At 50.4% G+C, this 24,805-nt stretch carries 21 protein-coding genes; 9 read left to right on the top strand and 12 right to left on the bottom strand.

What is annotated here, in order from left to right:
* Positions 1–69: 69 nt before the first annotated feature.
* From ACYVFD_RS07030 to ACYVFD_RS07045, 4 genes are all read right to left on the bottom strand, one after another.
* Positions 70–1,344 carry a sensor histidine kinase gene (locus ACYVFD_RS07030; protein ID WP_461089082.1) on the bottom strand — a complete coding sequence of 425 codons (1,275 nt, stop codon included), beginning with the start codon at positions 1,342–1,344 and terminating at the stop codon, positions 70–72.
* Positions 1,341–2,024 carry a response regulator transcription factor gene (locus ACYVFD_RS07035; protein WP_461089083.1) on the bottom strand — a complete coding sequence of 228 codons (684 nt, stop codon included), beginning with the start codon at positions 2,022–2,024 and terminating at the stop codon, positions 1,341–1,343. Before ACYVFD_RS07035 ends, ACYVFD_RS07030 begins: the two co-directional genes overlap by 4 nt.
* An 86-nt stretch (positions 2,025–2,110) precedes the next feature.
* Positions 2,111–3,082 carry an aldo/keto reductase gene (locus tag ACYVFD_RS07040; protein WP_461089085.1) on the bottom strand — a complete coding sequence of 324 codons (972 nt, stop codon included), beginning with the start codon at positions 3,080–3,082 and terminating at the stop codon, positions 2,111–2,113.
* A 310-nt stretch (positions 3,083–3,392) separates the two neighbouring features.
* Positions 3,393–3,710 carry a GxxExxY protein gene (locus ACYVFD_RS07045; RefSeq protein ID WP_461089086.1) on the bottom strand — a complete coding sequence of 106 codons (318 nt, stop codon included), beginning with the start codon at positions 3,708–3,710 and terminating at the stop codon, positions 3,393–3,395.
* A 108-nt stretch (positions 3,711–3,818) separates the two neighbouring features.
* Here ACYVFD_RS07045 and ACYVFD_RS07050 point away from each other — a divergent pair, with 108 nt between their 5' ends.
* Together ACYVFD_RS07050 and ACYVFD_RS07055 are read left to right on the top strand one after the other, a co-directional pair.
* Complete coding sequence (locus ACYVFD_RS07050) at positions 3,819–4,118, top strand: putative quinol monooxygenase (protein ID WP_461089087.1); 300 nt, start codon at positions 3,819–3,821, stop codon at positions 4,116–4,118.
* Positions 4,119–4,182: 64 nt separating this feature from the next.
* Positions 4,183–7,731: a carboxypeptidase regulatory-like domain-containing protein gene (locus ACYVFD_RS07055; protein WP_461089088.1), complete on the top strand. Its 3,549-nt coding sequence runs from the start codon at positions 4,183–4,185 to the stop codon at positions 7,729–7,731.
* A 17-nt stretch (positions 7,732–7,748) separates the two neighbouring features.
* Here ACYVFD_RS07055 and ACYVFD_RS07060 read toward each other — a convergent pair whose 3' ends face one another.
* Positions 7,749–8,306, bottom strand: a complete 558-nt coding sequence (locus ACYVFD_RS07060) for a hypothetical protein (RefSeq protein WP_461089089.1) — start codon at positions 8,304–8,306, stop codon at positions 7,749–7,751.
* Positions 8,307–8,329: 23 nt separating this feature from the next.
* A complete protein-coding gene (locus ACYVFD_RS07065; RefSeq protein WP_461089090.1) occupies positions 8,330–8,836 on the bottom strand; it encodes a GNAT family N-acetyltransferase in 507 nt (168 codons plus the stop codon).
* A 92-nt stretch (positions 8,837–8,928) separates the two neighbouring features.
* Here ACYVFD_RS07065 and ACYVFD_RS07070 point away from each other — a divergent pair, with 92 nt between their 5' ends.
* The gene (locus ACYVFD_RS07070; protein WP_461089091.1) at positions 8,929–9,390 is read left to right on the top strand and encodes a hypothetical protein; all 462 of its coding nucleotides are present in this window, start codon (positions 8,929–8,931) and stop codon (positions 9,388–9,390) included.
* Positions 9,391–9,463: 73 nt separating this feature from the next.
* Here ACYVFD_RS07070 and ACYVFD_RS07075 read toward each other — a convergent pair whose 3' ends face one another.
* Complete coding sequence (locus ACYVFD_RS07075) at positions 9,464–10,132, bottom strand: Uma2 family endonuclease (protein ID WP_461089092.1); 669 nt, start codon at positions 10,130–10,132, stop codon at positions 9,464–9,466.
* Positions 10,133–10,164: 32 nt separating this feature from the next.
* Between ACYVFD_RS07075 and ACYVFD_RS07080 the strand changes: the two genes are divergently transcribed.
* Complete coding sequence (locus tag ACYVFD_RS07080) at positions 10,165–10,449, top strand: hypothetical protein (RefSeq protein WP_461089093.1); 285 nt, start codon at positions 10,165–10,167, stop codon at positions 10,447–10,449.
* Positions 10,386–11,120, top strand: a complete 735-nt coding sequence (locus ACYVFD_RS07085) for a phosphotransferase family protein (protein WP_461089461.1) — start codon at positions 10,386–10,388, stop codon at positions 11,118–11,120. The genes ACYVFD_RS07080 and ACYVFD_RS07085 overlap by 64 nt, the downstream gene beginning before the upstream one ends.
* Before the next feature lie 201 nt (positions 11,121–11,321).
* Here the strand turns inward: ACYVFD_RS07085 and ACYVFD_RS07090 are convergent, their stop codons facing one another.
* Positions 11,322–13,040 (bottom strand): GMC oxidoreductase, encoded by a 1,719-nt coding sequence (locus tag ACYVFD_RS07090; RefSeq protein ID WP_461089094.1) that lies wholly within the window; start codon positions 13,038–13,040, stop codon positions 11,322–11,324.
* Positions 13,041–13,170: 130 nt separating this feature from the next.
* Positions 13,171–13,884 carry a gluconate 2-dehydrogenase subunit 3 family protein gene (locus tag ACYVFD_RS07095; protein WP_461089095.1) on the bottom strand — a complete coding sequence of 238 codons (714 nt, stop codon included), beginning with the start codon at positions 13,882–13,884 and terminating at the stop codon, positions 13,171–13,173.
* A gap of 238 nt (positions 13,885–14,122) precedes the next feature.
* Between ACYVFD_RS07095 and ACYVFD_RS07100 the strand changes: the two genes are divergently transcribed.
* The gene (locus tag ACYVFD_RS07100) at positions 14,123–19,495 is read left to right on the top strand and encodes a fibronectin type III domain-containing protein (RefSeq protein WP_461089096.1); all 5,373 of its coding nucleotides are present in this window, start codon (positions 14,123–14,125) and stop codon (positions 19,493–19,495) included.
* A gap of 21 nt (positions 19,496–19,516) precedes the next feature.
* Here ACYVFD_RS07100 and ACYVFD_RS07105 read toward each other — a convergent pair whose 3' ends face one another.
* The 3 genes from ACYVFD_RS07105 to ACYVFD_RS07115 all read right to left on the bottom strand — a co-directional run bounded on the left by ACYVFD_RS07105 (position 19,517) and on the right by ACYVFD_RS07115 (position 23,187).
* Positions 19,517–20,446, bottom strand: a complete 930-nt coding sequence (locus ACYVFD_RS07105) for a cation diffusion facilitator family transporter (RefSeq protein WP_461089097.1) — start codon at positions 20,444–20,446, stop codon at positions 19,517–19,519.
* 139 nt (positions 20,447–20,585) lie between these two features.
* Positions 20,586–22,793: a TonB-dependent receptor gene (locus tag ACYVFD_RS07110; RefSeq protein ID WP_461089099.1), complete on the bottom strand. Its 2,208-nt coding sequence runs from the start codon at positions 22,791–22,793 to the stop codon at positions 20,586–20,588.
* A 73-nt stretch (positions 22,794–22,866) separates the two neighbouring features.
* Entirely contained in the window at positions 22,867–23,187 is a 321-nt protein-coding gene (locus ACYVFD_RS07115; RefSeq protein ID WP_461089100.1) for a DUF6660 family protein, read from the bottom strand.
* Between the two features lie 420 nt (positions 23,188–23,607).
* Here ACYVFD_RS07115 and ACYVFD_RS07120 point away from each other — a divergent pair, with 420 nt between their 5' ends.
* From ACYVFD_RS07120 to ACYVFD_RS07130, 3 genes are read left to right on the top strand one after another with little or no spacing between them, the layout of a single operon-like run.
* A complete protein-coding gene (locus tag ACYVFD_RS07120) occupies positions 23,608–24,135 on the top strand; it encodes a PAS domain-containing protein (RefSeq protein WP_461089101.1) in 528 nt (175 codons plus the stop codon).
* Entirely contained in the window at positions 24,113–24,349 is a 237-nt protein-coding gene (locus ACYVFD_RS07125) for a cysteine-rich CWC family protein (protein ID WP_461089102.1), read from the top strand. Before ACYVFD_RS07120 ends, ACYVFD_RS07125 begins: the two co-directional genes overlap by 23 nt.
* A 47-nt stretch (positions 24,350–24,396) precedes the next feature.
* Positions 24,397–24,774 carry a hypothetical protein gene (locus tag ACYVFD_RS07130; RefSeq protein ID WP_461089103.1) on the top strand — a complete coding sequence of 126 codons (378 nt, stop codon included), beginning with the start codon at positions 24,397–24,399 and terminating at the stop codon, positions 24,772–24,774.
* Positions 24,775–24,805 lie beyond the last annotated feature (31 nt).

Genomic DNA, 24,805 nt, shown 5'->3' on the forward strand with positions numbered 1-24,805 from the left:
ATAATATTAATTCTATCAGTGAACTTCTAAATAGATGGCCATCTATACGTTTTTAATGAGATTTGACCCTCAGTGACCCCAATCGATCTGGAAAAGGTGACGGGTTTGCAAGGCATCATACGCATACTGAAGGTGTAAGCCATACCGATCGCAGATTTGTTTGACAAGCGCAAGTCCAAGGCCAGTTGAATCGGGACGGGCTGGATTTTTAACAAATCGATTAAACAACTGATTATCGGCAAATGGAAGCGGATCGCCTGTATTCTGAATTTGTAAACGAGTAGTAGTGAGTTCAATTCGAACAATGCCGTTTAGAGTGCCATGACGAGCCGCATTTTTAAGCAGGTTGCTCAGTAAGACACCCGCTAACTGCCGGTTCATTGGAAGTTCGACATTGGGCAGAATAGCCCGTTCCAGGATCATGCCTTTATGCTCAAAGAAAGGTTCATACTCGTCTGTAAAGTTTTTCAATAACTCGCTGATATTCACAAGTTCGCTAGCGGTAAACTGATCGTTTTCAACCTGGGTGAGCAGCAGTAGAGATCGATTTAACTGATTCAACCGACCCAGTGCATCGGTGGCCCGCTGTAAATGAATGTGTTCGGCTTCGTGTAGATTGTCGGATTGCATCAGCGTGTCCAGTTCGGTCATGGCAATTGCCAGCGGAGTCTGGAGTTCGTGCGATGCGTTTTCGGTGAACTGCTTCTGTAAGAAAAACTGCTTCCGTAGCTTCAGTGTCAGCTCCTGTAGGGATTGACTTAACAGACCAAACTCCCGAATTCGGCTGTCTGGAAATAACGGACTTGTTGCCTGATCCAATTGAAATTGCCCAAGCTGATGGATAGTTGCATAAAAAGGACGCCATAACCGACGCGACAGCCCCAGGCCGATCAATACTGATAGCCCCATGAGTAGTAAAAAACTCCAGATGACCCCCACCGATATGATTCGGGCCAGTTCGTTGAATTCGTAATACGCCTGTCGGGCGGTAATCCGGTAGGTTTGCCCATTTTCGCTAACGATCGTTGTCACCTGCCGAACAGGCGAAACCTCGGCTGAGTCCAGCGGATTGGGGAGCATGAGGTCCGAAAAAGTGGGTTGGGAGAGTTGGGCAGAAGAAATACGGTCGACGTGCGGGTTATCATCCCAGTCTATCTGCAAAGATGCATTGGGAGACAATTCCCGGAGTCGTTGCCGGACCAGTTCAACCTGATTCATCAACAGTTCGTCCACTTCCCGTTGAATGGTTCGGTGAATCAGGATGTAGAACCCCACCGAGCCGATGAGTGCAATGGCAAAAGCCGAAAGCAACAGGTAACGGGCGGTTTGACCGAGCAGACTCATAACGAACGCGTCGAGAAAACATAACCCGCTCCATAACGCGTCTGAATATAATCAGGGCAACCGGCTACCATCAGTTTCCGACGAAGATTTTTGACATGGGTGTACAGAAACTCGTGTGAGTCGGCGGCATCCATGGCATCGCCCCAAACATGTTCGGCAATGGCCGATTTCGACAGGATTCGGTCGGCATTGGTCACAAAAAACAGCAGCAACTCGTATTCTTTGCTGGTCAGTTTAATGTCGGTATCCTGAATACTGACCCGTTGTTGGTCGGGCCAGAGGGTAAGTTCGCCCGCCCGTACGGATGCTTGCCCCCCAAACAGCCGTCGGCGTAGTACCGACCGTAAGCGGGCATTTAATTCGGGGAGGTGAAACGGTTTGGTGAGGTAATCGTCGGCTCCAGCGTCGAGGCCGGTCAGTTTATCGGCCAGCGCATCTTTGGCCGTGATCACTATAATCCCGGTTGCCGACTGACGGTGTTTCAAGTCTCGTACCAGATCAAGTCCATTTCCGTCCGGTAGCATCAAATCGACGACCACACAATCGTAGTCATAATCATTGGCTTTGGCTGCCCCCTGCCCATAGGTTAGCGCAGTGGTAACAGTATAGCCTTCTGATTCGAGATAATGCTGTACTGATCGTTGCAACGCAGGTTCGTCTTCAACCAGAAGAATTTTCATAGTGTCGGGGCTAAGCTCCGGCTTGGCCTGTATAAAATTAGCTGTTTAATCAAACAAACAGGCCAAGCTGGAGCTTGGGCCCGACACTATTGGCTCCACTCGGTTGGGGTTCGGTCCCAACGATGTCCTTTTAGTTCGTGTACTAGTTCGGGCGATAGACCTTCTCCATCACTGGCTGCGCTATTGGACTCTACATTTCGGATCTGGCGCATACCGGGAATGGTCGTGTGTACGTCGGGGTTGCTTAGGATGAACCGCAGCGCCATTTCGGCCATGGTCATACCTGCCGGAATGAGTGGTTTTAGCGCATCGGCATGGTCCACGCTGCTATTGAGGTTTTCGGGTACGAAATAGGTCGAACGCCAGTCGTTGGCTGGAAACGTGGTTTCTTTCGTAAACGTACCGGTCAATGTGCCTTCGTCAAACGGTACACGGGCAATCACGCCGATGTTCAGTTCGCGGCAAAGCGGGAAGAGGTTATCTTCGGGGTTCTGGTCGAAGATGTTGTAAATCACCTGAACGGCATCGATCAGCCCGGTACGGAGTGTGTTCAGACAGTTGTCGGGTTCCCAGCGATTGACCGAAACACCCCAGGCCTGTACTTTTCCCTGCTGCGTGAGTTTGGTGATGGCTTCCTTCCACTCATCCTGATCGGCCCAGCTATCTTCCCAGACGTGGAATTGTTGCAGATCAATGGTTTCGACGCCGAGATTTTTCAGACTTTTTTCGGTGTATTCGACGATATAATCGGCTGGGAACACGTCTTCCAGCTTAAAGTCGGGCTTCGACGGCCATTTCCGGTTTTTGGGTGGAATCTTGGTGGCGGCATACAACTTCTGATCGGAATGGGCTTTCAGCAGTTGGGCAAGAATCTCTTCGCTGACGCCGTCGCCATACGCCCAAGCCGTGTCGAAAAAATTACAGCCCAGTTCCACAGAACGTTCCAGCGCCTGAAGTACTTGTTGTTTATCGGAGCCGGTCCATCCAGCCAGGCCCCACATACCATAGCCAATTTCAGAAACCTGCCAGCCTGTTCGGCCAAATGTTCGGTATTGCATAAAAAGTTTTAATTAAACACGGAGACGCAGAGAACACAGAGATTTTTATGATCGGCAATAGCCGTCGGGTATATAAGATTAATTGTTAACTCGCTTACTGAAAAAACTTAGCTATCCTTAAGCATTCAACCGTTAAGGCTTCCATTGATTTTTCGCCGAATGCCCCCTTTCAAAAGAGGAACGTTGAAATTGATAAGTAGACCTAACCGTTTATCGGCTAAGTAGGCTCGTGAAAATACATTAGGTTATTTTCTGTCATCCCTCCTGCGTCGGGATGACAGAAACGTCCTTGTAGCATTCCCTAAACTATTTACGCTTGAGTACTTAGTCGTAGATAGGTTTGGGTTTGAACTTCGTGAATGGGTAGTAGATTTTCAACGGATTTTAATTCCAGAACAATGGTATCTTCGACGAGCAAATCCATAAAAAATGTTTTGGTCGTTTCGTGGCCTTTGTACATAACCGGAATTTCAACCTGTCGTTCCACATACAAACCCATACTGCGAAGTTCGTAGGTGAGACACTCTTCATAAACACGCTCTAAAAGCCCAGGGCCAAGTTCACGATGAACTTCAATACAAGCATTTATGATTTTATTGGTAAGTCGGTTATAAGCGAGTTCGTTCATGATTAAGGGGGTTTATTCGTAAGACGAAGTGTAGACCCTAAAAGCATCGCTTTTGAATGAAAAGAAAACCTCTGTGGCCTCTGCGTCTCTGTGTAACCCCAAAAAATTATGCTTGTACGAATTGTAAGGATGACGTTTCAGGAAGATAAGCTTCCCGAGTTTCACACCATTTTCGACGCGTCGAAACATCAGATCAGGGCTTTTCCGGGCAACAGGCATCTGGAACTGCTGTGCGATCCCAACCATCCTGCTGTTCGAATGACCTATAGCTTGTGGGAGTCGGCTGATGCGCTCGAAGCGTATCGACAGAGTAAGCTGTTTCGGACAACCTGGGCGGCAACCAAAGCATTATTTGCCGAGCGGGCTATCGCTTTTTCGGGCGAACGATTAGAAGAGGTAACCGATTGAGTCTGTGAGTAAAAAGCCTTAGCTTGCGTCTTCTATGGCTACTTAATCAATGGGTTCCTTTCCTATGATTCGTCAACTTGCCTCCGTTTGGTTGATGATCTGTCTGCTGCTTGGGCCGACGGTAGGGAGCTATGCACAAACGACGACAACAACCCTGACCGGATTAGTGGTCGATGCATCGACAGGCAAACCGATGCCTTTCGCCAATGTATACGTCAATGGCAGCACGCACGGCACAACTACCAATGATCAGGGTGCTTATACGCTAACGGGGGTTCCGCTCGGTACGGTCGAAATTGTTGCATCCTTCGTGGGCTATCAGCCGTTGCGACGAGTATTTCGTTTGGAGGAAAAGCAGGATAACCGGGCTACGTTTCGATTAAAACCCAGCGATCAAACCTTACTGGCGGTTACGGTTCGGGGTAATCAGAAAAAATGGGAGCGGCATCTGAAACAGTTCAAACGACAACTGCTGGGCGAACCCTTTGCGGGACAATGTCTGATCATTAACAGCGATGCCCTCAGTTTTAAGGAAGAAACGGGTGGTCATCTCAAAGCAACGGCCTACGAACCGCTTCAGATCGAAAACCAGGCCCTGGGCTATAAGCTGTATTATGACCTGATGTATTTCGATGCCACGAATCAAAAGGTGTATTTTGCCGGAACAGCGCGCTTTGAAGAGCTTAAACCGGCCGACGAACGTCAGGCCCGACGGTATCGGCGCAATCGGGTGATTGCCTACAAAGGCTCAACCCGGCACCTCATGGCAAGTCTGGTCGATAGCACCTATGAGCGTGAAGGATTCATGGTCTATCAGGAAAATATAGGTGTGCCGGTTGCCAGGTCCATCGCCAATCGGACGATGCTGGCCGGTTCCATTTCAACAGGTACTATTAAAGGGCACCTTCAGCCGCTGGTTGTCAAAGAGTTGATTCAGCCGGGGAAATTGCCATTTGAACGTCGGCTGGTGTCGGACAAAAAATTGATCGTCTTTTATACCTACGCAACATCCAACTACTCGCCGTATCTGGATGCACGCTATGCCTATTCAGAGATTAAACTACCGGCTGGGGAGTTGCTGATGACCGTCGATGGTACGATTACATCGCCCAATGGCATGGAAGAGTATGGGTCACTTTCCGAAGATCGGCTGTCGCGGATGTTACCTGCCGACTGGCAACCCACAAAAACCGATACCGATCCGACGGTCGCTCCCGTGGTCGCTCAGGGACGACTAATGCCGCCTGATGCTCGCTTAGGCCGAATTGCCAAAGCCTTCAGCGATAAGTTTCAAAATCTGTCTCCTATCCTGTACCTGCATACCGATAAACCCTTCTATGCCACCGGCGATCGGGTCTGGCTGAGTTCGTACCTGCTTGATCCGGCTACCAACCTACGCCCACTTGGCGAAACGGCCATGCACGTGGACCTGCTAACGCCTACGGGTAAGCCAATTCATCATCAATGGCTAAAGGTTACAGACGGACGAGCTTCCGGTAGTTTTCGAATCTCTGATACATTGGCATCAGGTACGTATCGACTCCGGGCATACACCGACGAAGATGATGGCCAGCATCGTCCCGCCTTTGAGCGTAACATAGCTGTCAACAACTTGTTTCAGAATACATTGTCGAAGGGCGCATCCGCCGATTCAAAGCCGTTGGATGTACAGATATTGCCCGAAGGAGGGCGCTGGGCTATAGGGTTTCCGTCCAGGCTCGGAATCAAAATCATCGATGCGAATGGAAAGGGTGTGTTGGCAACAGGCCGTATTGTAACGGGTGAAGGCGCAGAGGTGTGCCGATTAATCGTGAATGCTTTCGGTATGGGAAGTTTTTCGATGACGCCCGAAGCCGACAAGAAATACTATGCCGATGTGCTCTATAACAACCAGCATCAGATGGTCTTGTTGCCACCGGCCGAGCCGGGTGGGTTGTTGCTTTCAGCCGACGTAACCAGCGATACGACTCAACTGACCTTAACAGTTACGTCGACAAACAAGGCTCCGTTGGATTCTGTGTATATCCTGATTCAACGGCAGGGGCACCTGGTCGATCAGCGTAAAATCTTATTGCAAAACGGTATTGCTCGTGTGAGCTTACCAACCGAAGCGCTCCCAGCGGGTTTGCATCAGATTACGCTGTACGATGCCTCAGCCAGGCCACAAGCCGAACGGTTGGTATTTTTGCCGGATCGATTGCCGCCTGTACGGGTATTGATCGGGGTGAACAAGTCGCGTTACCAGCCTCGTGAGCGGGCCATCGTGAACCTGAACCTGAGCGAAGATGGTTTGCCATCGCTGGCATTCCTTTCGGCATCGGTGACGGATGCGAGTCAGGTGCCTGACGATACGGCTGAAGCCTCGATTCAAACCCATATGCTGCTGACTGGCGAATTGCGCGGTCGTGTGGAACAGCCGAATGTGTATCTCAAAGATAACGCACCCGAAACCCGACGGGCACTGGACGATTTGCTCCTAACCCAGGGCTGGCGCCGGGTGAGAGGGACACCATCGACCGAGCTGCTGGGTGGTGTATCGGTGATGGGGCGGGTACTCAACGCGAAAAATCAGCCGATTGCGGGCGCACAGATTTTTCTGGCATCGACTGTGGCTGGGCAGTCGTTTGTGAAATCGGCGGGCACCGATGAAAAAGGTCGTTTCCGACTGGGCGGTTTAGCCATTGCCGATACCGTTCAACTCATGTCTCAGCTTACCGATTACCAGATGAAAGACCTACCCGAGAAAGATGCTCATTGGGTGCTGGAGGGGCCAGGAACTGCATGGGATGCTGATTCAAGCAGTCTGTTGTCGAACTGGACAGCCTTGCGTGGCCAGTTGGAAGCTGCTCGTGTCCGCCAGGAATCGGATACCGATTTGTACCGGGATAAAACCGTCAAAGTATTAAAGGCCGTTACCGTTAAAGCACGTCGGTTCGATGAGCGTCCAGAGGATATTCAGCGCCGTAGTTTACATAACAGCGCTGATGCAACGCTTGTATTTGATGAAAAATCGCCCCCTTTTGCAAACCTGTATGAGATGATGCGTGGTCGTGTAGCGGGCGTAACCGTCACGCAGGAGCCAATCAATGGTAGTTATAAAGTAGCGATTCGGGGGACAGGTAGTTTTGTTAGTGGCACTACACCCTTATACCTTATCGATGGAATGAACGTGCAGGACCCCGACGGTACGGGCTTACTGGTGTTTAATCCGGGCGATATAGAACGAATTGAAGTGTTAAAAAACGCAGGTACAGCCGGTATCTATGGGGTACGGGGAGGCAATGGCGTTATTGCCTTTTATACGAAACGCTTCCGGCCCGGTCAGCAGACAAATACAGAGAAAAAAGGGATGAAACCGCTACAGGTGATTGGCTTTCCGACCGTTCAGCGCGAATTTTATGTCCCTCGCTATGAAGCCACCGAAGCCCCGTCAGGAAAGGTTGACCGTCGGGATGTGCTATACTGGAAACCGCAAATACAAACCGATAGTCAGGGACACAGCCAGGTCGTATTTCCCTTATCGGATGTCGTTCAGACGCTACGTATAACCATACAGGGTATTACGGAGACGGGCAGGCCTGTTACGGCAGTTGAGTTGATCCGGGTGCAGTGATCGTTATAGACACTCTGTTATTTTGCCCAGTCGGGCGTTGGCATTATGGTGGTAAAGAGTTCATCGATGTAATACTCCCGCCGATTTCGTTTGTCGCACTCTTCGCCACCTATTGGATACCGGCAGGGGGCATACACGCCTACATTATCTGGATTCATCAGGGTCAGATACGCTCCATTTGGAAAGCGATCTGCTTTATGGAGCCGCATGAGCAGACAGTGCCCCAGTTCATGAAAAATCAATCCTTCGCGCTCCTGCTGATTCGCTTCCTGCCAGCAAAATGAGTTGTTGTTCAGTGTAATGCGCGGGGGTTTGCCAGTCTCTAAATAACACTGTCCACAAATGTCTTCCTGCTGGCCCGCCTGAAAGGTAATGATGAGGTTATCGGTTGAAACGGCACTGTTGCGTTTAGCCGCTTCTGCCCGAAATGATTTCATATAAGGCTCAACTTCTGCCGGAACACTATACTGGGAAGGCGCAGGATCAGAGCTCGACGAATGACAGCCTAGCAAGCTAGTAATCAGTATGCCGTTGATGATGGAAGACAGCCGAACCAACCGGTGAAGTACGAACATAGCCGAAGGAGGTAAAGTAGCACTCAAAAGGTCATCACATAAAACTGACAGAGATACGATTGCCCAAACTCCTGGATGGACCGCTTGTAGGTGGGCGTAAAGCCATGTCGTTCATAAAACTGCATGAGTTTAGGCCGGGTTGCATCTGTTTCGAGCTGTAACGTTTTGATACCCCGTCGTAAGCACTCTGTTCGGCAAAAATCCAGAATGGCGGCAAACAGATTTTGCCCGGCAAACGCTCTGCGAATGGCTGATTTATGAATAAAGCCAGACGTGTTGGGTGGAACATCGGGCCAGAACAGCGGATCTTCCCATTGCAGAATAAATACGGCCGCCGGTTCCGAGCGGGTACCGCCAAGCTGGGCATACATTACATATAAATTGCCGGTGGTGTACGTGTCCAGTAGGTTTTCGGCCGTGAGTGTATCGATTTCCCAAAGCGTTTGATCGCTATCGACCAGCCACTGGCCGACTTCGCGCAAAATGTCGATGGCGAGTTCAGGCTGGTCGTTTCGAAAGAAGAATGTCATCAGTAACGAATGGTCGATGGTTATTGGCTGGAAGATACAACCAGGAAAATAAAGGTGCTTAACATTTGCGTAGGTTCGTCGGTTAAGCAGGTATGAAAAAGCTAAATAAAACCATTCTGTCACCATTAGGAAGTGGCCTGCTGGGAGCTGTTGCCCTGACGATCCTTCACGAGTCGGCCCGGCGGCTTCTCCCCAATGCGCCCCGTGCCGACATTCTGGGCATGCGTGCGATCAAGAAAGTCATGGAAAGCGTTGACGAAGAACCACCCGCCGACGAAGAACTTCACGACTGGGCGCTGGGTGGCGATATACTCTCAAATACGCTCTACTATAGCCTGATCGGGCTGTCGAAGCCGAAAGATGCCTTACTGACTGGGGCTGCTTTAGGACTGGCTGCTGGTGTTGGCGCTGTTGGCCTACCGGGGCCGATGGGATTAGGAACAACCCCTACACAGCGAACACCAGCTACGGCAGCTATGACGGTTGCCTGGTATATGGTAGGGGGGCTGGTAACGGCAGGGACTTATCGGTACATGCGTAAATTGCGATTTTAGCTAGTAGACTTGTAACGCGGGTGGAAACCCGCGCTATGAGGTTAAAATCACGGGTTTCCACCCACATTACACGTTACTGCTCGGTTATATAAATACCCTCGTCGGATAGATATTGCCCGATGTTGAACGATTGTCCGTCCAATAACTCCAAATCGCGGTGCCAGTCCATCGTCAACCACGCATCGGCCGACCGTTCGGCAATCATGACCTGCTGCGAACTGGTGAATACCCAGATAACTTTTTCTGAGCCAAAATCCAGCAGTTTCTTCGTCTTACGATTGACATAGTTAAAGTCTGCCACTTTTGATATATCGGCTTTGACATCAATCTCGACGGTTACTTTGGCCGGTACTGTTACGTATTGCGTATTAATCTTATCCGGGGTTAATACGGTTCGGTCGTAGATAGCTACGTCATGGGAAAGGTTGTTTCGATGATCCAGATGAACACCCGCTTTGTTGGAGGCAAACCAATATTTTTTACGATCCAGACCAACTACCATTAGCTTTATAAAGTAGCTAGCAAGTACCCATTGCAATGAACTCGAACCTATAATTTCTTCGGGAGATTTTCGTCCGGCCAATACATCTTCATATCCCCGGTAATACAGGGGCCGACCGTCCATCACCTCATACACCAGCGATTCGAGCGCAACAGGCTGTTTTTTAGCAACTGCGGGGTTGCGTCGTCGTTTACTAGCGGCCTTCTCCATCAACGGTTGCATAAGCGAATTTTTAAGCATGATATGCTATTTTGCGGACTAAGCTTAGTCCGATGAACCTTGCCCAGTTGACTCATTTTCTGCAAACGCATTTCCATCCAACAGCGCATAGTCTTCAGCCGATTGGGGCCGGTATGTTTTCGCAAGCGTATCGATTTGAAGCAGATAAGGAGGCTTTTGTACTGCGGATTGGCGTGACGCGCGAAGCGTTCGAGAAGATCAGTTTGCCGCTCAGCACCTCGGTCAGGCCGTATCAATTCCGAATGTACTGGCCATTGGGGCGTACGACGCATCGCATTTCTATTGCATTTCGGACTGGTATTCCGGACAGGTTTTGACCACCTTCGATAAAGCTGGTAAGGAGCGCCTTTTGCCATCAGTATTTGACAGCCTATGGGCTATGGCGCAAGTCTCTGTTTCACCCGACACGGGTTTTGGAATCCTGAATGGGGTAGGAGAAAGCCGGAAACGCTACAAAACCTGGCCCGACTTCATTAGTGCTATCAACGATTTTTCAGAAACGTTTACCCCGCGTGGTGATGAGATTTATAAACCGTGGGAAGAGTTATATCGAACTACGTTTCTGAGTAGAGATCTCGTTCAGGATGCTTATCGGCGATTGGTGCGTTTATTGCCCTGTCTACCCAATGAGCAGCATTATGTTCACGGTGATTTTGGTTACGAAAACGCCCTTGCTGAAAACAATCGCCTGACGGTCATTCTGGATTGGGCCGAGCTACGCTGTGGCGACTGGCTCTATGATCTGGCTTATATGGCTTACTACGATACTTTAGGCGTCGATTATATCGCCCTTTTTCGTCAGTGGGCTGATAACCAAGGACTCACTATCCCGAACTTAACCGAACGCGTGCAGGCTTGTTATCTAAACATCTTTTTAGGGAATATTTTTCTGGAAGCCAATCGAGATCAACGGGACTGGTACCATGAGGATGTTGAACGTTATAGACAAATGACAGAACCGCATCGGCGGACCGACAGATTATTATGATACCGGTCCGCCGGAGCGATTATGATTTATAAGCCTGTTTAAACTTTCTACATTTTAGTAAAACTGGCTCGGTTTTTTGTCATTCCGACGCAGGAGGAATCTCAACGTTACTTATTAGTCAGGCTTGAGATTCCTCCTGCGTCGGAATGACAAAAAGGGGCTTACACTTTCTACTAAAGGAAACGTTTAAATAGGTTCATCTTAAAGATTCATTCGCTTCAATTCCCGAACGGCATAATCAGCAGCGCGGGCGGTCAGGGCCATATACGTGAGCGATGGATTCACACAGGAGGAGGACACCATAGCGGACCCGTCCGTAACGAATACATTCTTGGCCCCCCACACCTGATTCCAGGCATTGAGTACCGACGTTTTAGGATCGCGGCCCATGCGTGCCGAACCCATCTCGTGAATGCCGATCCCCTGATTCTTGTCCTGATCGTTGCGGGTTTTGATGTTTTTCAGTCCGGAGGCTTCGAGCATTTCAGCCGCATCGTTCATCATCGCTTTGCGCATCCCAACGGTGTTTTCGCCCCAACCCGCATCGAACTCGACGATAGGTAGCCCCCATTTATCTTTTTTATCCGACAGACGCATGCGATTGTTGGGATCGGGCAGGGTTTCGCCGAAACCGCCAATGTTGAATTCCCAGCGACCAGGCTTGGTCAGATTATCTTTAAATGCTGGACCAAAGCCTTCTTTCGAAGCCCCGGCCACCCAATCCTGACGAGCGCCCCGGCCCTGATAACCAAAGCCGCGTACGAAGTCTTTCCGTTTATCGTCGCCCCAGTTGGCAAAGCGGGGAATGTAGATACCATTACCCCGACGGCCGTAGTAGTACCATTCCTGCAACCCTTCGAACTCGCCCGATGCCCCCGCGCCCAGGTGGTGGTCCATCAGGTTTCGGCCCAACTGGTCGGAATCGTTGCCCAAACCGTTTGGAAAGCGTTTCGATGTAGACTGCATCATGAGCCAGGCTGTATTGATCGTCGATGCATTCAGGAAGATGATTTTGGCGTAATATTCCTGATGTTGTTTGGTGTTCTGATCGATCACGCGTACACCCGTCGCCTTACCCTTCTGATCATCATAAATGACCTGATAGGCGATTTTATCTGTGATAACGGTCAAATTGCCCGTTTTCATAGCGGCTGGCAGAGTCGAGGACTGCGTGCTGAAATAGGCCCCAAACGGGCAACCCCGAACACACAGGTTACGGAACTGGCACGACGCCCGGCCCAGGTCGGTATGGACTTTCTGCGCGACGGAGATGATCGCCGGACGACCAATGACCAGATGCCGACCTTTGAAATTCTTTTCGATGCCTTCTTTGGCTTTCAGCTCAACGCTGTTCATCTGCATGGGCGGCACAAATTCGCCATCAGGCAACACCGCCAGACCATCTTTGTTTCCTGAAATACCGGCGAACTTCTCTACGTACGAATACCACGGGGCCAAATCCTTGTAACGAATCGGCCAGTCGACCCCGTGGCCATCTTCCAGATTAGCAGTAAAGTCCCGTTCATTGAGCCGGTAGCTTTGGCGCCCCCACATCAGCGAACGTCCGCCGAGGTGGTAGCCCCGAATCCAGTCGTAAGGGCGCTTTTCAATATACGGCACATCCACATCTTTAGTGAACATATGCCGTTGATCTTCGCCGGGTTTTCCGCCGGAACGGGCATTGGCCCAATACTCTTCGGCCGCCCATAGTTCGATCTTACCCCGGTGCGGAAACTCCCAGGGGTCTTTCATGGCGGTCGGATAATCCGTAACGTGTTTCAGGTCGGGGCCACGTTCCAGCATCAGTACTTTCAGCCCTTTCTGGGTCAGTTCTTTGGCCGCCCAGCCACCCGATATACCCGAACCCACGACAATAGCGTCGTAAGTCATTCCTTTTTTAGCGTCAAGATTAAGGTTCATATCTTTTTTGGGAAGTGAGGAGTGTATAAGTAGTATTAGGAGCGAGGAGTGAGTATTGGGAGTGGCTGACGCAAGCCTTTATTTTAGTGTCGGCCACTCCCAATACTCACTCCTCGCTCCTAATACTACATTACGTTGCCCACGCTTTCTGGCCTTCTTTGAGTTTAACGACGCCTTCGTAACGACCGGGGATTTTGACATAGGAGAGTGCCTGCGTACAGCCAATTTCGGAGCTGAAATAACCGAGAATGGTAAGCTCTTTGACGAGGGTGAAAAAAGGTGTAAGTGGCGCGTTTTTCATGGCGTCTTTCACCACAACTCCCGTTTCGGCATCCACCATCTTGGCCTGGGTTTGCTCGCTACCCGATGCGGCAACGGCACTTAAGGTCGTTTCGGGGTCTTTCGCCAGTTTCTCCTGACCCTTCGGATTTTGCTTCGCTTCGACTTTCGCCCGCTGTTCAAATTCCTTCAGGACGGCCGTTTTCTGCTCGATCGTCAGGTTAACAAATGGCTTGTTGTAAGCTTTCTGGCTTTCGGCGTCAACGGCGTTTAGCCCATTCAGAAAATGCTCCTGCTGAGCGGGTTTGTAGCAGTCTTTCAGGATAAGCTGGATGGTTTCGCCCACCTTAGCGGCTTTGGCTCCCGGCGTAGAGGTAGTCGGCATGATGACCTCCGTAATCTCATCGAGTAAGGCTCCCTGAGCACCTGCTAATGTAAAGGCTGAAGTCGTGCGCTTAACCGACCGATGGGGTTGGTAGCCGTCAAGAATCGATGCCATCGTGGGGGCCGAGAGGGCACTGCCCATCGTAAGGGCGACCTGAAGGATTGCTTCTCTGCGTTTCATGATTTATTCACTATAAACGTCCTGATCGTACTTGATCTTCCGTAAAGATAACCGCCTTAGGGTAAAGCGGAAACAGGTATATGAAGATACTTTATAGGAGAGAAGGAACAGCCATAATCCTACTTATGAACACTTGAGCCAGAGGGAAAAAATTATTCGATGAACAACGGGTTGTCGTAAAGAAATTGGCCAAATAATTGCACTGAATGGAAGAAGATATGAACCGTATCTTCTGTCTATGCACACCCGTTTTCTACTGCTTTTGCTACTATTTTTGGTCATCGGCTTTAGAGCTGCTTATGCCGATTGTCAGGCTCCTGGCTATACAAGTACCAATACGATAACCCATCAGTCAGCCTCGCTTAGTTGGTTTTATTATGGTAGTGGGCCACCTACCTATCAGGTGCATTGGCGAACTGTAGGTACAACGGCCTGGACTACAGGTCCAGTTCAGACCAATACGGTTATGTCCCTGACAGGCCTGGCAAACAATACCGCTTATGAGTGGCAGGTGCGATCCATTTGTGCGGCTGGCGATACATCGTCGTATAGTACGACAACTACCTTTCAAACACAATGCATTCAGCCCTACTACACAAGCGTTACCAATGTGACCCATCAGTCGGTACGGCTTTCCTGGGCGTTAGTAACGGGTGGCGCCAGTTATGAGGTGCAATGGCGGCCCGCTGGAACTACTGACTGGACAATTGTGAGTGGGTTGACGACTGGGGTTTTAGATCTGACCGGGTTGCCCGACGAAACCGCATTTGAGTGGCGCGTGAGAACAGTCTGTTCGGTGTCGGCTACTTCAGATTATGTAAATGGTTCGCTGTTTCGGACGCGTTGCTTACCACCATCCAATGCCCGAACAACGCTGGTCAATCCGAATGCCGCCGAATTGAAATGGGATAGTCCTGTCACGAATGGCATTTTCGATCTGCAATGGCGTCCCGCAGGTACTACAAACTGGACACTGATCGAAGGCATTGTTTCAACGGAGTATATCCTGACTGGATTAACCAACAATACAAGTTACGAATGGCAGGTTCGAACGGCCTGTTCAGCTACATCAAAATCACTGTTCACCAGCACACAGGTTTTTCAGACGAATTGCCAATTGCCGACCAATCTGGGCTTTAGCGCTGTTAGTCATAATCTGGCTACCTTAATCTGGTTGGCACCTGCCAGCGATTTGCAATGGCGGAAGGCAGGTACAGCCGACTGGACAACTGTCCTGGCCGCCAGACCTCCTTACAGCCTGACCGGACTAGCTAACAATACGACCTATGAGTGGCGGGTTAGAACAGTATGTGCAGAAGGAGCAACCTCAGATTATACACCGTCGCAGTTTCTGACCACGCAATGTGCCACGCCTATTTATCCGTCTGGTTATTCGAACGCAACGAATGGCGCCGATTTAAGTTGGTATTCGCCATCGGGTGGACCGTTCGACGTGCAGTGGCGACCCGCCGGAACCACAACCTGGTCGACTGTGTCGGGTATCTTAACAGCATCGTATAGCTTAAGTGGGTTGACGGCCGCAACGGTGTATGAATGGCGGGTCCGTAAAGTGTGTTCGGCCACCGACTTTTCTGATTTTACCTCCGCCCAGATTGTTCAGGTCGTTTGTGGTGGACCAACCAATTTGAATTTTGTGCAAAACAGTAGCGGAACAGTCAATTTATCCTGGAACGCTACCGAACCTGTGGCTCGGTATGAAGTTCAATGGCGGGTTGCCAATACAACGGCCTGGACAACCGCATCGGGTATCACGTCGGCAGGGTACGTTTTATCGAACCTGCAGTTAAATACCTCGTATGAATGGCGAGTGCGTAAGCTGTGCTCCGATCAGGTGATGTCCAGTTATGTAAACGGCTCCACATTTACGTTTAGCTGCGGACAGCCCACGTATTTTTATGTCAATGATATAACCATATCGTCTGCCAGGGTGAGCTGGTATGGCTCGGCTGTCTATTCGCCTTTTGAATTGCAATATCGTCAGGCAGGATCGGCAAATTGGACAGCCATACCGGGCCTGACCACCACTACCTATTCATTAAGCGGCCTGACTAATAATACAGGCTATGAATGGCGGGTCCGATCGACATGCCCATCAGGAGGTCCCAACGATTTTTCGTCGATCCAGAGTTTCCAGACCCAGTGCGGTCCGCCACTATCCGATCCGTCGGTAGCCTTACTAGATGGCAATGCCGTAAAACTGAACTGGTTTTATGCTAGCAGCCATGCCCTTTACGAAATTCAGTACCGACCTATAACTGGGGGCAACTGGATTGTGCTACAACCGGATGGGACCGAAACCGACCCGAATTTTGGTGGCTCTGACTGGAACTATTATCAGAAACAGTATACCATTTATGGACTGACTGCCGGGCTAACGTATGAATGGCGGGTTCGGGCGCTTTGTGCGCCGTCGGTCTATACCGATTATCTGTATGGCCCTTTATTCACCGCCGGATGTTCTGTTCCCCAATACGTTAATGCGTATCAGCAAACCAACACGTCGATCAGTGTTTCGTGGTCATCTCAGACATTTGTGACCGGCTATGATCTGCAATGGCGGGTTGCCGGAACCACTCCCTGGTCGACAATAAGCGGGCTGACCAATACGGGCTATGTTCTGACGGATCTTACGCCCGGTGCAACCTATGAAGTACGGGTTCGGCAGGGATGCTCATCGGGCGTTACCGGTGATTTTTCCGGAATCGTCACTACACAACTTCAGTGTATCATTCCTGCTTTGACTGGATCAGAGACACTATCAGGCACATCGGTCCGGTTAAGCTGGTCTTACTACAATTTGAATGGGAACGACGCCATTAACCTGTCTCATGATCTGCAATACCGGGTTTCGGGTACATCGACATGGACATTAGTAACGGGTATTGTGGGAACTACGTATTCACTTACGGGTTTAACCACAGGTAGTAGCTACGAATGGCAGGTCAGGGCCGCTTGCTCGGCTGGCATTACCTCTGGCTTCTCCTATTCCTCCTATTTTGGTCTGTCCTGTGCAATTCCGTATGGCCCGAGTACGCAGATTGGGCCTACATCGGCGGTTTTATCCTGGACCAATACCGGTCTGTCGAGTCAGCGTTATCAGCTGCGTTGGCGGATGATGGGTTCAGTGAATTGGTCGGCCTTATCGGTTTCCTCTACCACTTACTCATTAACCGGTCTAACAAACGGTACAAGCTATGAATGGCAGGTGGCGTCTGACTGTGGAGCGGGCTATCTTTCCGATTTTTCACCGGTTGTATCGTTCCAGACGAACTGCCCGTCGGTTCAGACGCTATCGGTTGACCGGGTATCGTCTACTGGGGCTCGGTTGTCCTGGAGTGGATCAACTATGCCTCCGCAGGTGGCGTACTCGGTTCAGTACCGAGTCAGTGGTACAGTGATCTGGTCGGAAGTAAGTGGCGTTACCAGTACGTCTGTCTTGTTGAGTGGGTTAGCTCCTAAAACCAGCTATGAATGGCGGGTTCGTACCCTCTGTGAGACGGCAACCGCTGCTTTCTCAACCAATAGTACGTTCATTACCCAGTGTTCGGGATTGACCAATTACAGCTTATATGGCGTAACGGCTCAGTCGGCCATTATTAGCTGGTTATCCGGCAGTGATTATACAGCTGTTAATCTGCAATGGCGGACGATTAGCTCGAATAGTACCTGGAATGAAGCGAATGGGCTGACAGGTTCAGTGTACTCACTGGTTGGCTTGAGCCCTAGTACTACGTATGAATATCGAATTCAGGGCGTGTGTGCCGCTAATGATCTCTCACCGTTCAGTGGTAATACGTTTCTGACGGCGAGTGTCAATAGTTCAAGTACATTCTATGTGAATACGGATAGCCTTACTTCGCAGGCCGCCCGACTGAACTGGAGCGGTGCGCCCGACCAGACCAACTTCATCGTTCAGTGGCGAGTCAGTGGCGGTAGTTGGACTACAACGGGGCCGCTTTCTACCAAAAAATACCTGCTTACGGGTTTAACGCCTTCTACGAATTATGAGGCTCGGGTAAGTTATGTGGGCGATAATGGAGCAACCTATGTAGCTGTAACTTCATTTACAACACCCTGCCCCCGAGTCTCCAATACCTATACAAACCTGATCAGGCCAACGTCGGCTCTGCTTACCTGGGTTTCGGTTAATCTACCCATGTCTTTACAATGGCGTATAGCAGGAACAACAACCTGGAACTCAGTAACCGGACTAACCGGTAACACCTATTCCTTAACCGGCCTGACTAACAATACACTTTATGAATGGCGCATTCAGACCTACTGCTCGGCCAGTATTACGAACGTGACTTATCCGGTTACCTTTCGAACCCTCTGCCAGATGCCAGTACCGATGTATACAGCCAATATAACGGCAACATCGGCCCGGCTGACCTGGAGCGGTTCGGCGCTAAACTATTCGGTTCGCTATCGAGCCGTCGGGGCCAATACATGGATTACCATTCCCGATCTGACAGCTACCAATTATACACTGACTGGCCTGGCGACAAATGTGATCTATGAATGGGCGGTGGCGACCAATTGTGAGTCGGGTATTTCGACGGTATATACCAGTCCTATACGATTTACAACCCAGTGTAGTACACCCTTTTATGTGTCGGTAAATTCGTCGGCTTCCGATCGGGTTCGAATTACCTGGGAAGGAGCCGAGTCGACCTATCAGCTTCAATGGCGGGTAGTAGGCTCCCTCGATTGGACAAGTATTTCGGATGTTACCTCGCCTTATACGCTGACAGGCCTGACCGCAGATGTAAGCTATGAAGTCCGCATTCGGTCCACGTGTGCGATTGCCAGCAATGGACCTTTTGCGCAAACCAATTCATTTTCACCCCGATGTACCAATTATTATCCTGAAGAAAAGGTGACCGATAAGATCACGTCCAGTACGGCCCAGCTCACCTGGACGGTTAATCCACTCATGACCTACGGCTTACGTTGGCGCGTGAGAGGGGATAATGCCTGGAGCATCATACCGGGTGTGGTGACGTCACCGTATACGCTCACTGGTTTAACGAATAACACAGCGTATGAATGGCAACTGCGTACCGAATGCCAGCCTGGTTATGGCTCTTCACAGATTTTTCAGACAACGTGCGGAGTTCCGGGTGGTTTGAGGGCACAGCCCATAACGGCTACATCGGTTAATCTGTATTGGAATTCATCTGGTGAGAATGTTCCCTATGAGTTACAGTGGCGACCCGTTGGTGTACCGACCTGGACTACCATTTCGGGCATCACATCGACTAGCTACACGCTCACCAACCTCACCAATTATCCGAATTACGAATGGCAGGTACGAAGCCAGTGTTCAGGTGGTTCGGGATTTCAGTTGACAGCTTCATTTAAACTAGCCGATGATTGTACCTTCGCCATATACACCATACGCACCGGCTCGTGGGATGACCCAACCGTATGGTCGTGTAATCGGGTTCCTGCTCCAACGGATCAGGTGCAGGTCAATCATGGGGTTACTATCCCGGCTGGCTATGCGGCCAAAGCGGCTGTCGTTCGCTATGCGGTCGGTGCTCAACTTACTTTTGGGGCGGGAGCCACCGTACAGTTTGGAAACTAATTCAAATACGAAGCTGCCTGGTTAGCAAATTTCAGTTTCGCAGTCGTCGGAGGCTACGGTTTCGGTTTCGAGGGTTGCGTGACTAATCTTCTGGTGTTCGAGCCGATGGCGGGCATCATGTTTGAGCGTGGCAATCTGTTCGTCGGTCAGGCCGGGTTTCAGTACGAGGTGGGCGGTGAGAGCATTTTCGGTTGTACTCATCGCCCATACATGCACGTGATGCACATCCTGTACCCCCGCAACGGCCCGTAGTTCGGTCAACACATCGGCCAGGTCAACGTCGACCGGAACGCCATCCATCGACAGGCGAAGGCTATCCGTAAGTAGTCGCCAGGTGGAGCCCATGATCACGATAGCGACCAGAATACCAATGACTGGATCGAGCCATAACCAGCCGGTGTACGTAATCAGAATTCCCGCAATCACCACGCCCAGCGACACCAGGGCATCGGTAGCCAGGTGTAAGTAAGCGCCTTTGGCATTCAGGTCATGTTCTTTATTCCGAAAAAAGAGCAGTGCCGAACCTGCATTGACCAGAATCCCCAGACCGGCTACCCAGGCCACCGCTCCGCCCGCTACCGGCTCAGGGTGTCGAAATCGCTGAACACTTTCCCACAAAATAGCCCCGATGGTGATCAGCAGCACAACCGCGTTGGTTAGCGAAGCCAGTACGGTGCTTTTGCGATACCCGTACGTAAAGCCGGGCGTTTGCCGAACGCGAGCCAGCCGAAACGCCAGCAGCGACAGCAGCAAACTGGCTACGTCGCTCAGGTTATGCCCTGCGTCGGCTGTAAGTGCCAGCGAGTTATAATAAAAGCCAAGCCCAAATTCGACCACCACATAAAGCGTGTTCAGGATGGCGCCGATAATCAAAGCCCGATTGACAGCCGTGAGAACCGTAGGCCCGTGATGGTGCCCGGCATGGTCGTGATGATCGTGTTCGTGTGCCATAGGTAACGCGGCCCTCTGGTCCGCAAGTCGAAAACTACAAATTGACTACAGGACTTTCACAGAAAGCCGTGCCACGGTTCTCTATTATCCATAAACAAACCGTGGCACGGCTCTATAACCTGCGGACTGGAAGTCCGCGTTACAGCTTTAGTTTAAACCCCGCATTGATGACCCGACCATCGGTGGGGGCATAAATATCGGTTACGAAAACAGGTTGCGTGATAGACCCACTCACTAGCGGTTCAAACCGGGACTGCCGGACATCCAGGAAGTTTTCGAAATTAATAAAAATGCTGCCTTTGATGTGTTGACCGAAGTTCCATTTTTTCTCGATCATGTAGCCCAACGTCCAATAGTCAGGAGTCGTTGTGCCGTTTGATCGCTGTTGGAGACCTGAATAAAAAGCTTCAAAACCAGTTTTAAGTTGTTCCGTTTCGTACAGCGTCGTAAAATAAAGCCGGTGTTTGGCCGTAAGTGGCAGCGGACCAGCCAAGTTATCGTACTGACGCTGGGTGTCGATGAACGAGTAGCCCAGAAATGTATGCAGATCGTGGTAAAGTAGTCGCACATTCGTCTCAAATCCTCGCGTCGACAGGTGGCCATCGGCTGTACGAAAGGCGTAGCTGGTTCCCTGGGGCGTCAATACCGTTAAGCGGTTCAGGTTCGTGTAGAAAAACAACTGATTGACAGATAAGGTTGTTCGCTCGGCCAGTTCGGTTCGGTAATTGATGTCCCAATTCAGACCCATTGATGCTTCGGTCTGATCCTGCCGGATCGTTCGTAGATCGACAGCCCGGAAGGATAATCGTTCGGCATCTTCGGTGAAAAGGGTCGGTGCTTTATAGCCCAATCCTCCCCCCAGCCGACTGCTCCAATGTTCCGAAGCCCGGTATAGGAGCGAAAAACGGGGGAGTACAAACAGTTTCGGCCTGGTTGCTTCATTAGCCTCCCGAACGTCGGTCATAACCAGATCCCCACGCAAGCCGGTCTCCAGGCTGAGTTTTTCAGAAATGGTCAGCGTATTCTGCACAAAGACTCCGGCAATGGCCTGAGCGTAGATCGTAGCAGAGCTGAGTGTAGGGGCAGGGCTTTCATCGCGGAACTGATCGGTCCATAGGTTCAGCCCGCCAATCCAGTCCGATTTTGAGCGATGTTTAAAATAACTAACCTCCGAAAACGACGACTGCTGTAAACCGTTGAACTGATAGTCAGGTAGGACAATAGCCCGTTTGAACCGACTGTAGCTATTTTTGATCGTCAGTACCGATTCGTTGGCAAACCGCTTTTCCAGTCGAAACTGGGTGGCCAGCCGACGGGAATCGTTGGCTTCCGTATAGCCACTCACTTCATTGCGGATGGTAGGCAAATAGCCACCCGTTCGTTGTTCGTCGGCCCAGATGAGACCCGCCGAAATCGTTATCGTTTCATTGGGATACCAGAATAATTTGGGTTGCAGCGTTGTCCGGGCGATTTGAGGTAAATCCGAAAATTGGTCGCGGTTCGGATCGAAGGCTCGTTGCAGGTTTCGGGTAGCATAGACGGTCAGTCCTACTTTATCGTTTCGTTGGGCATAATATCCGTTCAGGTCGAGCCCCAGCGCCGAGGTGCCATTCACCAGAAAGGACAAATCGCGCTGTCGGGTGGGCTCTTTGGTAACCAGATTGACCAACCCGGCAATGGCTCCGCTACCGTATAACGTTGACTGGCAGCCTTTGATGACTTCAACCTGCTTCAGGTTCAGGGGTGGCACCTGCATCAGACTTAGTCCACTGGAAAAGCCACTATAGAGCGGTAACCCATCCTGCAAAAGCTGGGTATAACGGCCATCCAGTCCCTGAATCCGAAAGGTGGCGTTGGCCGACATGACCGACGTTTGCTGCACCTGAATGCCCGGACTTTCGCGCAGAATAACGGCAATGTTGGCCGGTTGCATATTGGCCTTTTCGTCCAGTTCTTCGGCATCCAGCATCTCGATACGCGTCGGTTCATCAGCCACGGTACGCCCGGTTCGGGTCGACGAAACGGTGATTTCCTCCAGCTCTTCTTCTGAAGGTTCGAGGGCTATCCGTAAGGTATCGGCCAGAGGGAGGGTGATTGTTTGCGTACTGGTCAGGAAGCTAACGGCTGAAATGCGAATCTTTTGCGGGCCTGTGGCTGACAAGCGTAGCCAAGCTGCTCCGTTCGGGTCGGTGTTGGTGCCGTTGGCAGTGCCTACGAGCAATATCGTAGCACCCGGTATGGGCTGATTAGTAAGGGCATGCCGGACAGAAACGCGTAAGGTATCCTGGCCAGCAACCATATGGTTAAATGCCAATAATGAGAATAGAAAAAGAATAACGTTTTTCATCCAGTTTAATAGGAATACAAGGAACCATTCCGGTTGGTAGATGCCCAGCCGGTAAAAAATCCATGAAAAACGCTTAAAGTTTGGGCGGTTGCCAGATGCCTACTATTACATCGGCCTGGCTGGGCGACTGATAGTCAAATAGTTGCTGGCTCATGACCGGCACGGCCAGTTGCTCAGGAAGGGTATAGACGAACGGTTTGGAAACCGAAAAGCCCAGGCAGGTAGCACAATGACAAAATGGACTGCACGGGGATTTGTGGCCATGCTCGTGTTCATCGGCCTGATGCGAAGAAGTTTCGGTTGGGGCCTCATGAATATGACAGTCGGCATCGGGGCAGGGGATTCCTGCCAGGATAAGCAACCAGACTGATAAAAGGAGGATAACCGCTTTCATGGCCCAAAAGTAGCCTATGACTTCATGCAACAGGTAGTCATAAAGGAGAATATATTTGTGGCACTCATTAATGCCGACAACCTGAGTGTAGGGAGAATTTACCACCGACGCGTACTCGACTATACAAGCCGGGAATACGTTTGAATGGGCTTCGATGTACCCAATGGCGGTGGGAAATCCGTTATCTTACTAGCTAAAGTGACTTGATACGAACCGAGAGAGTTTTTTGTTGATACTGAAAACGGATTGAAAGTCAGTGTGTTAAATCTGGAAAAATCAGATTGGGCCCAATTGCGTAAGCATAATATGTTTATTGTGTTATAAAAAATGGGATTTGACTAGCCAAATAACCTGCTAATTAGTTATTAAGTCAACACGATATAGATTGAGCCTTCCTGAGAAGGTTGTACTTTTGTGCTGATGGATTTCTGTGGACCATACGACAAGAAACTTGCCGAACAGCATCGGCCTACCTTGCTGACACCCCTGCTGGCGGGATGGGAGTTTTGGGGTAAATCTTCACCCGTACAGGGACATACAGGATGGCAGGCAATAGCTAAAGCGAACGACTGGGTACTGACGAAGCCCATTCGTGAAGGCCTGCGTGCCGAAACCCATTCGGTTGTGGTTACCGATACGAATCAATTTATCCAGTATGTAAATGATCACTTTGAGCGAATGACTGGATATGTCTATGCCGAAGCCATCGGTCGCCGACCTAGCTTTTTACAAGGGCAGGCAACTTCGCCAACCACTCGCCAGCGGATACGGGAAGCGATTGCCCGCCGAAAGTCAATCAATGGACGACTGGTCAACTATCGAAAAGATCAGACGCCTTATGTATGTCAGGTAAAGATTCGACCGGTGCTGAACCGTCAGAAACAGGTAGTCAATTTTATCGCTTTCGAACAGGAGGTACCAGTCCGTGAACGAAAACGCAAAGCATGAGCATGCGGCCTGCCCACGTTGTGGCCGTTTGTTCGAATGTCGGGTAGGGAGTATCAATCTCTGCCAATGCCAGTCTGTACCGCTTACCGAAGCCCAGCGCCAGTATATTGGCTCGCTTTATCAGGGCTGTTTATGCGCCGACTGCCTATTGTCGATTCAGTCAGAAATTTCGTTGGTACCGTCAGAAATCAATCGAAGCCGCAGGAATCAGTGATTTTAGTCATCTAATAAACGTCAACTGTGTTCTATCTTTGTGGCGTCATGAAAAACGTGATCCTGTACATCCTCCTTTTCGCAACACTGCTGCCAACGGTCAGTCAATGGGGAACGATCGCGTATTATCATGCCAATAAGGATTACATTGCCCGTGTTCTCTGCGAAAACCGCGATAAACCCCAGTTGAATTGCGATGGTAAATGTTACCTCGCCAAAAAACTGAAAGCCCAGCAGGACAAGCAGGATAAAGAAACTACCGAACGGGTGCAGAATACGCCCATTATGCAGTTGTTCTGCGATAGTAATCAGCCCTTTCTGTTTCATCCAGCCTGGACGGCACTTCTTTCGTCTTCTTATTCAGCGTACGTCGTTCCTGTTTACGCTACTCCGATTACCTCATTTTTTCATCCGCCCTGCGCATAGCGAAGTTTAACCAGGCTTATCGTCCGATAGG

Source organism: Spirosoma gilvum (assembly GCF_054776815.1).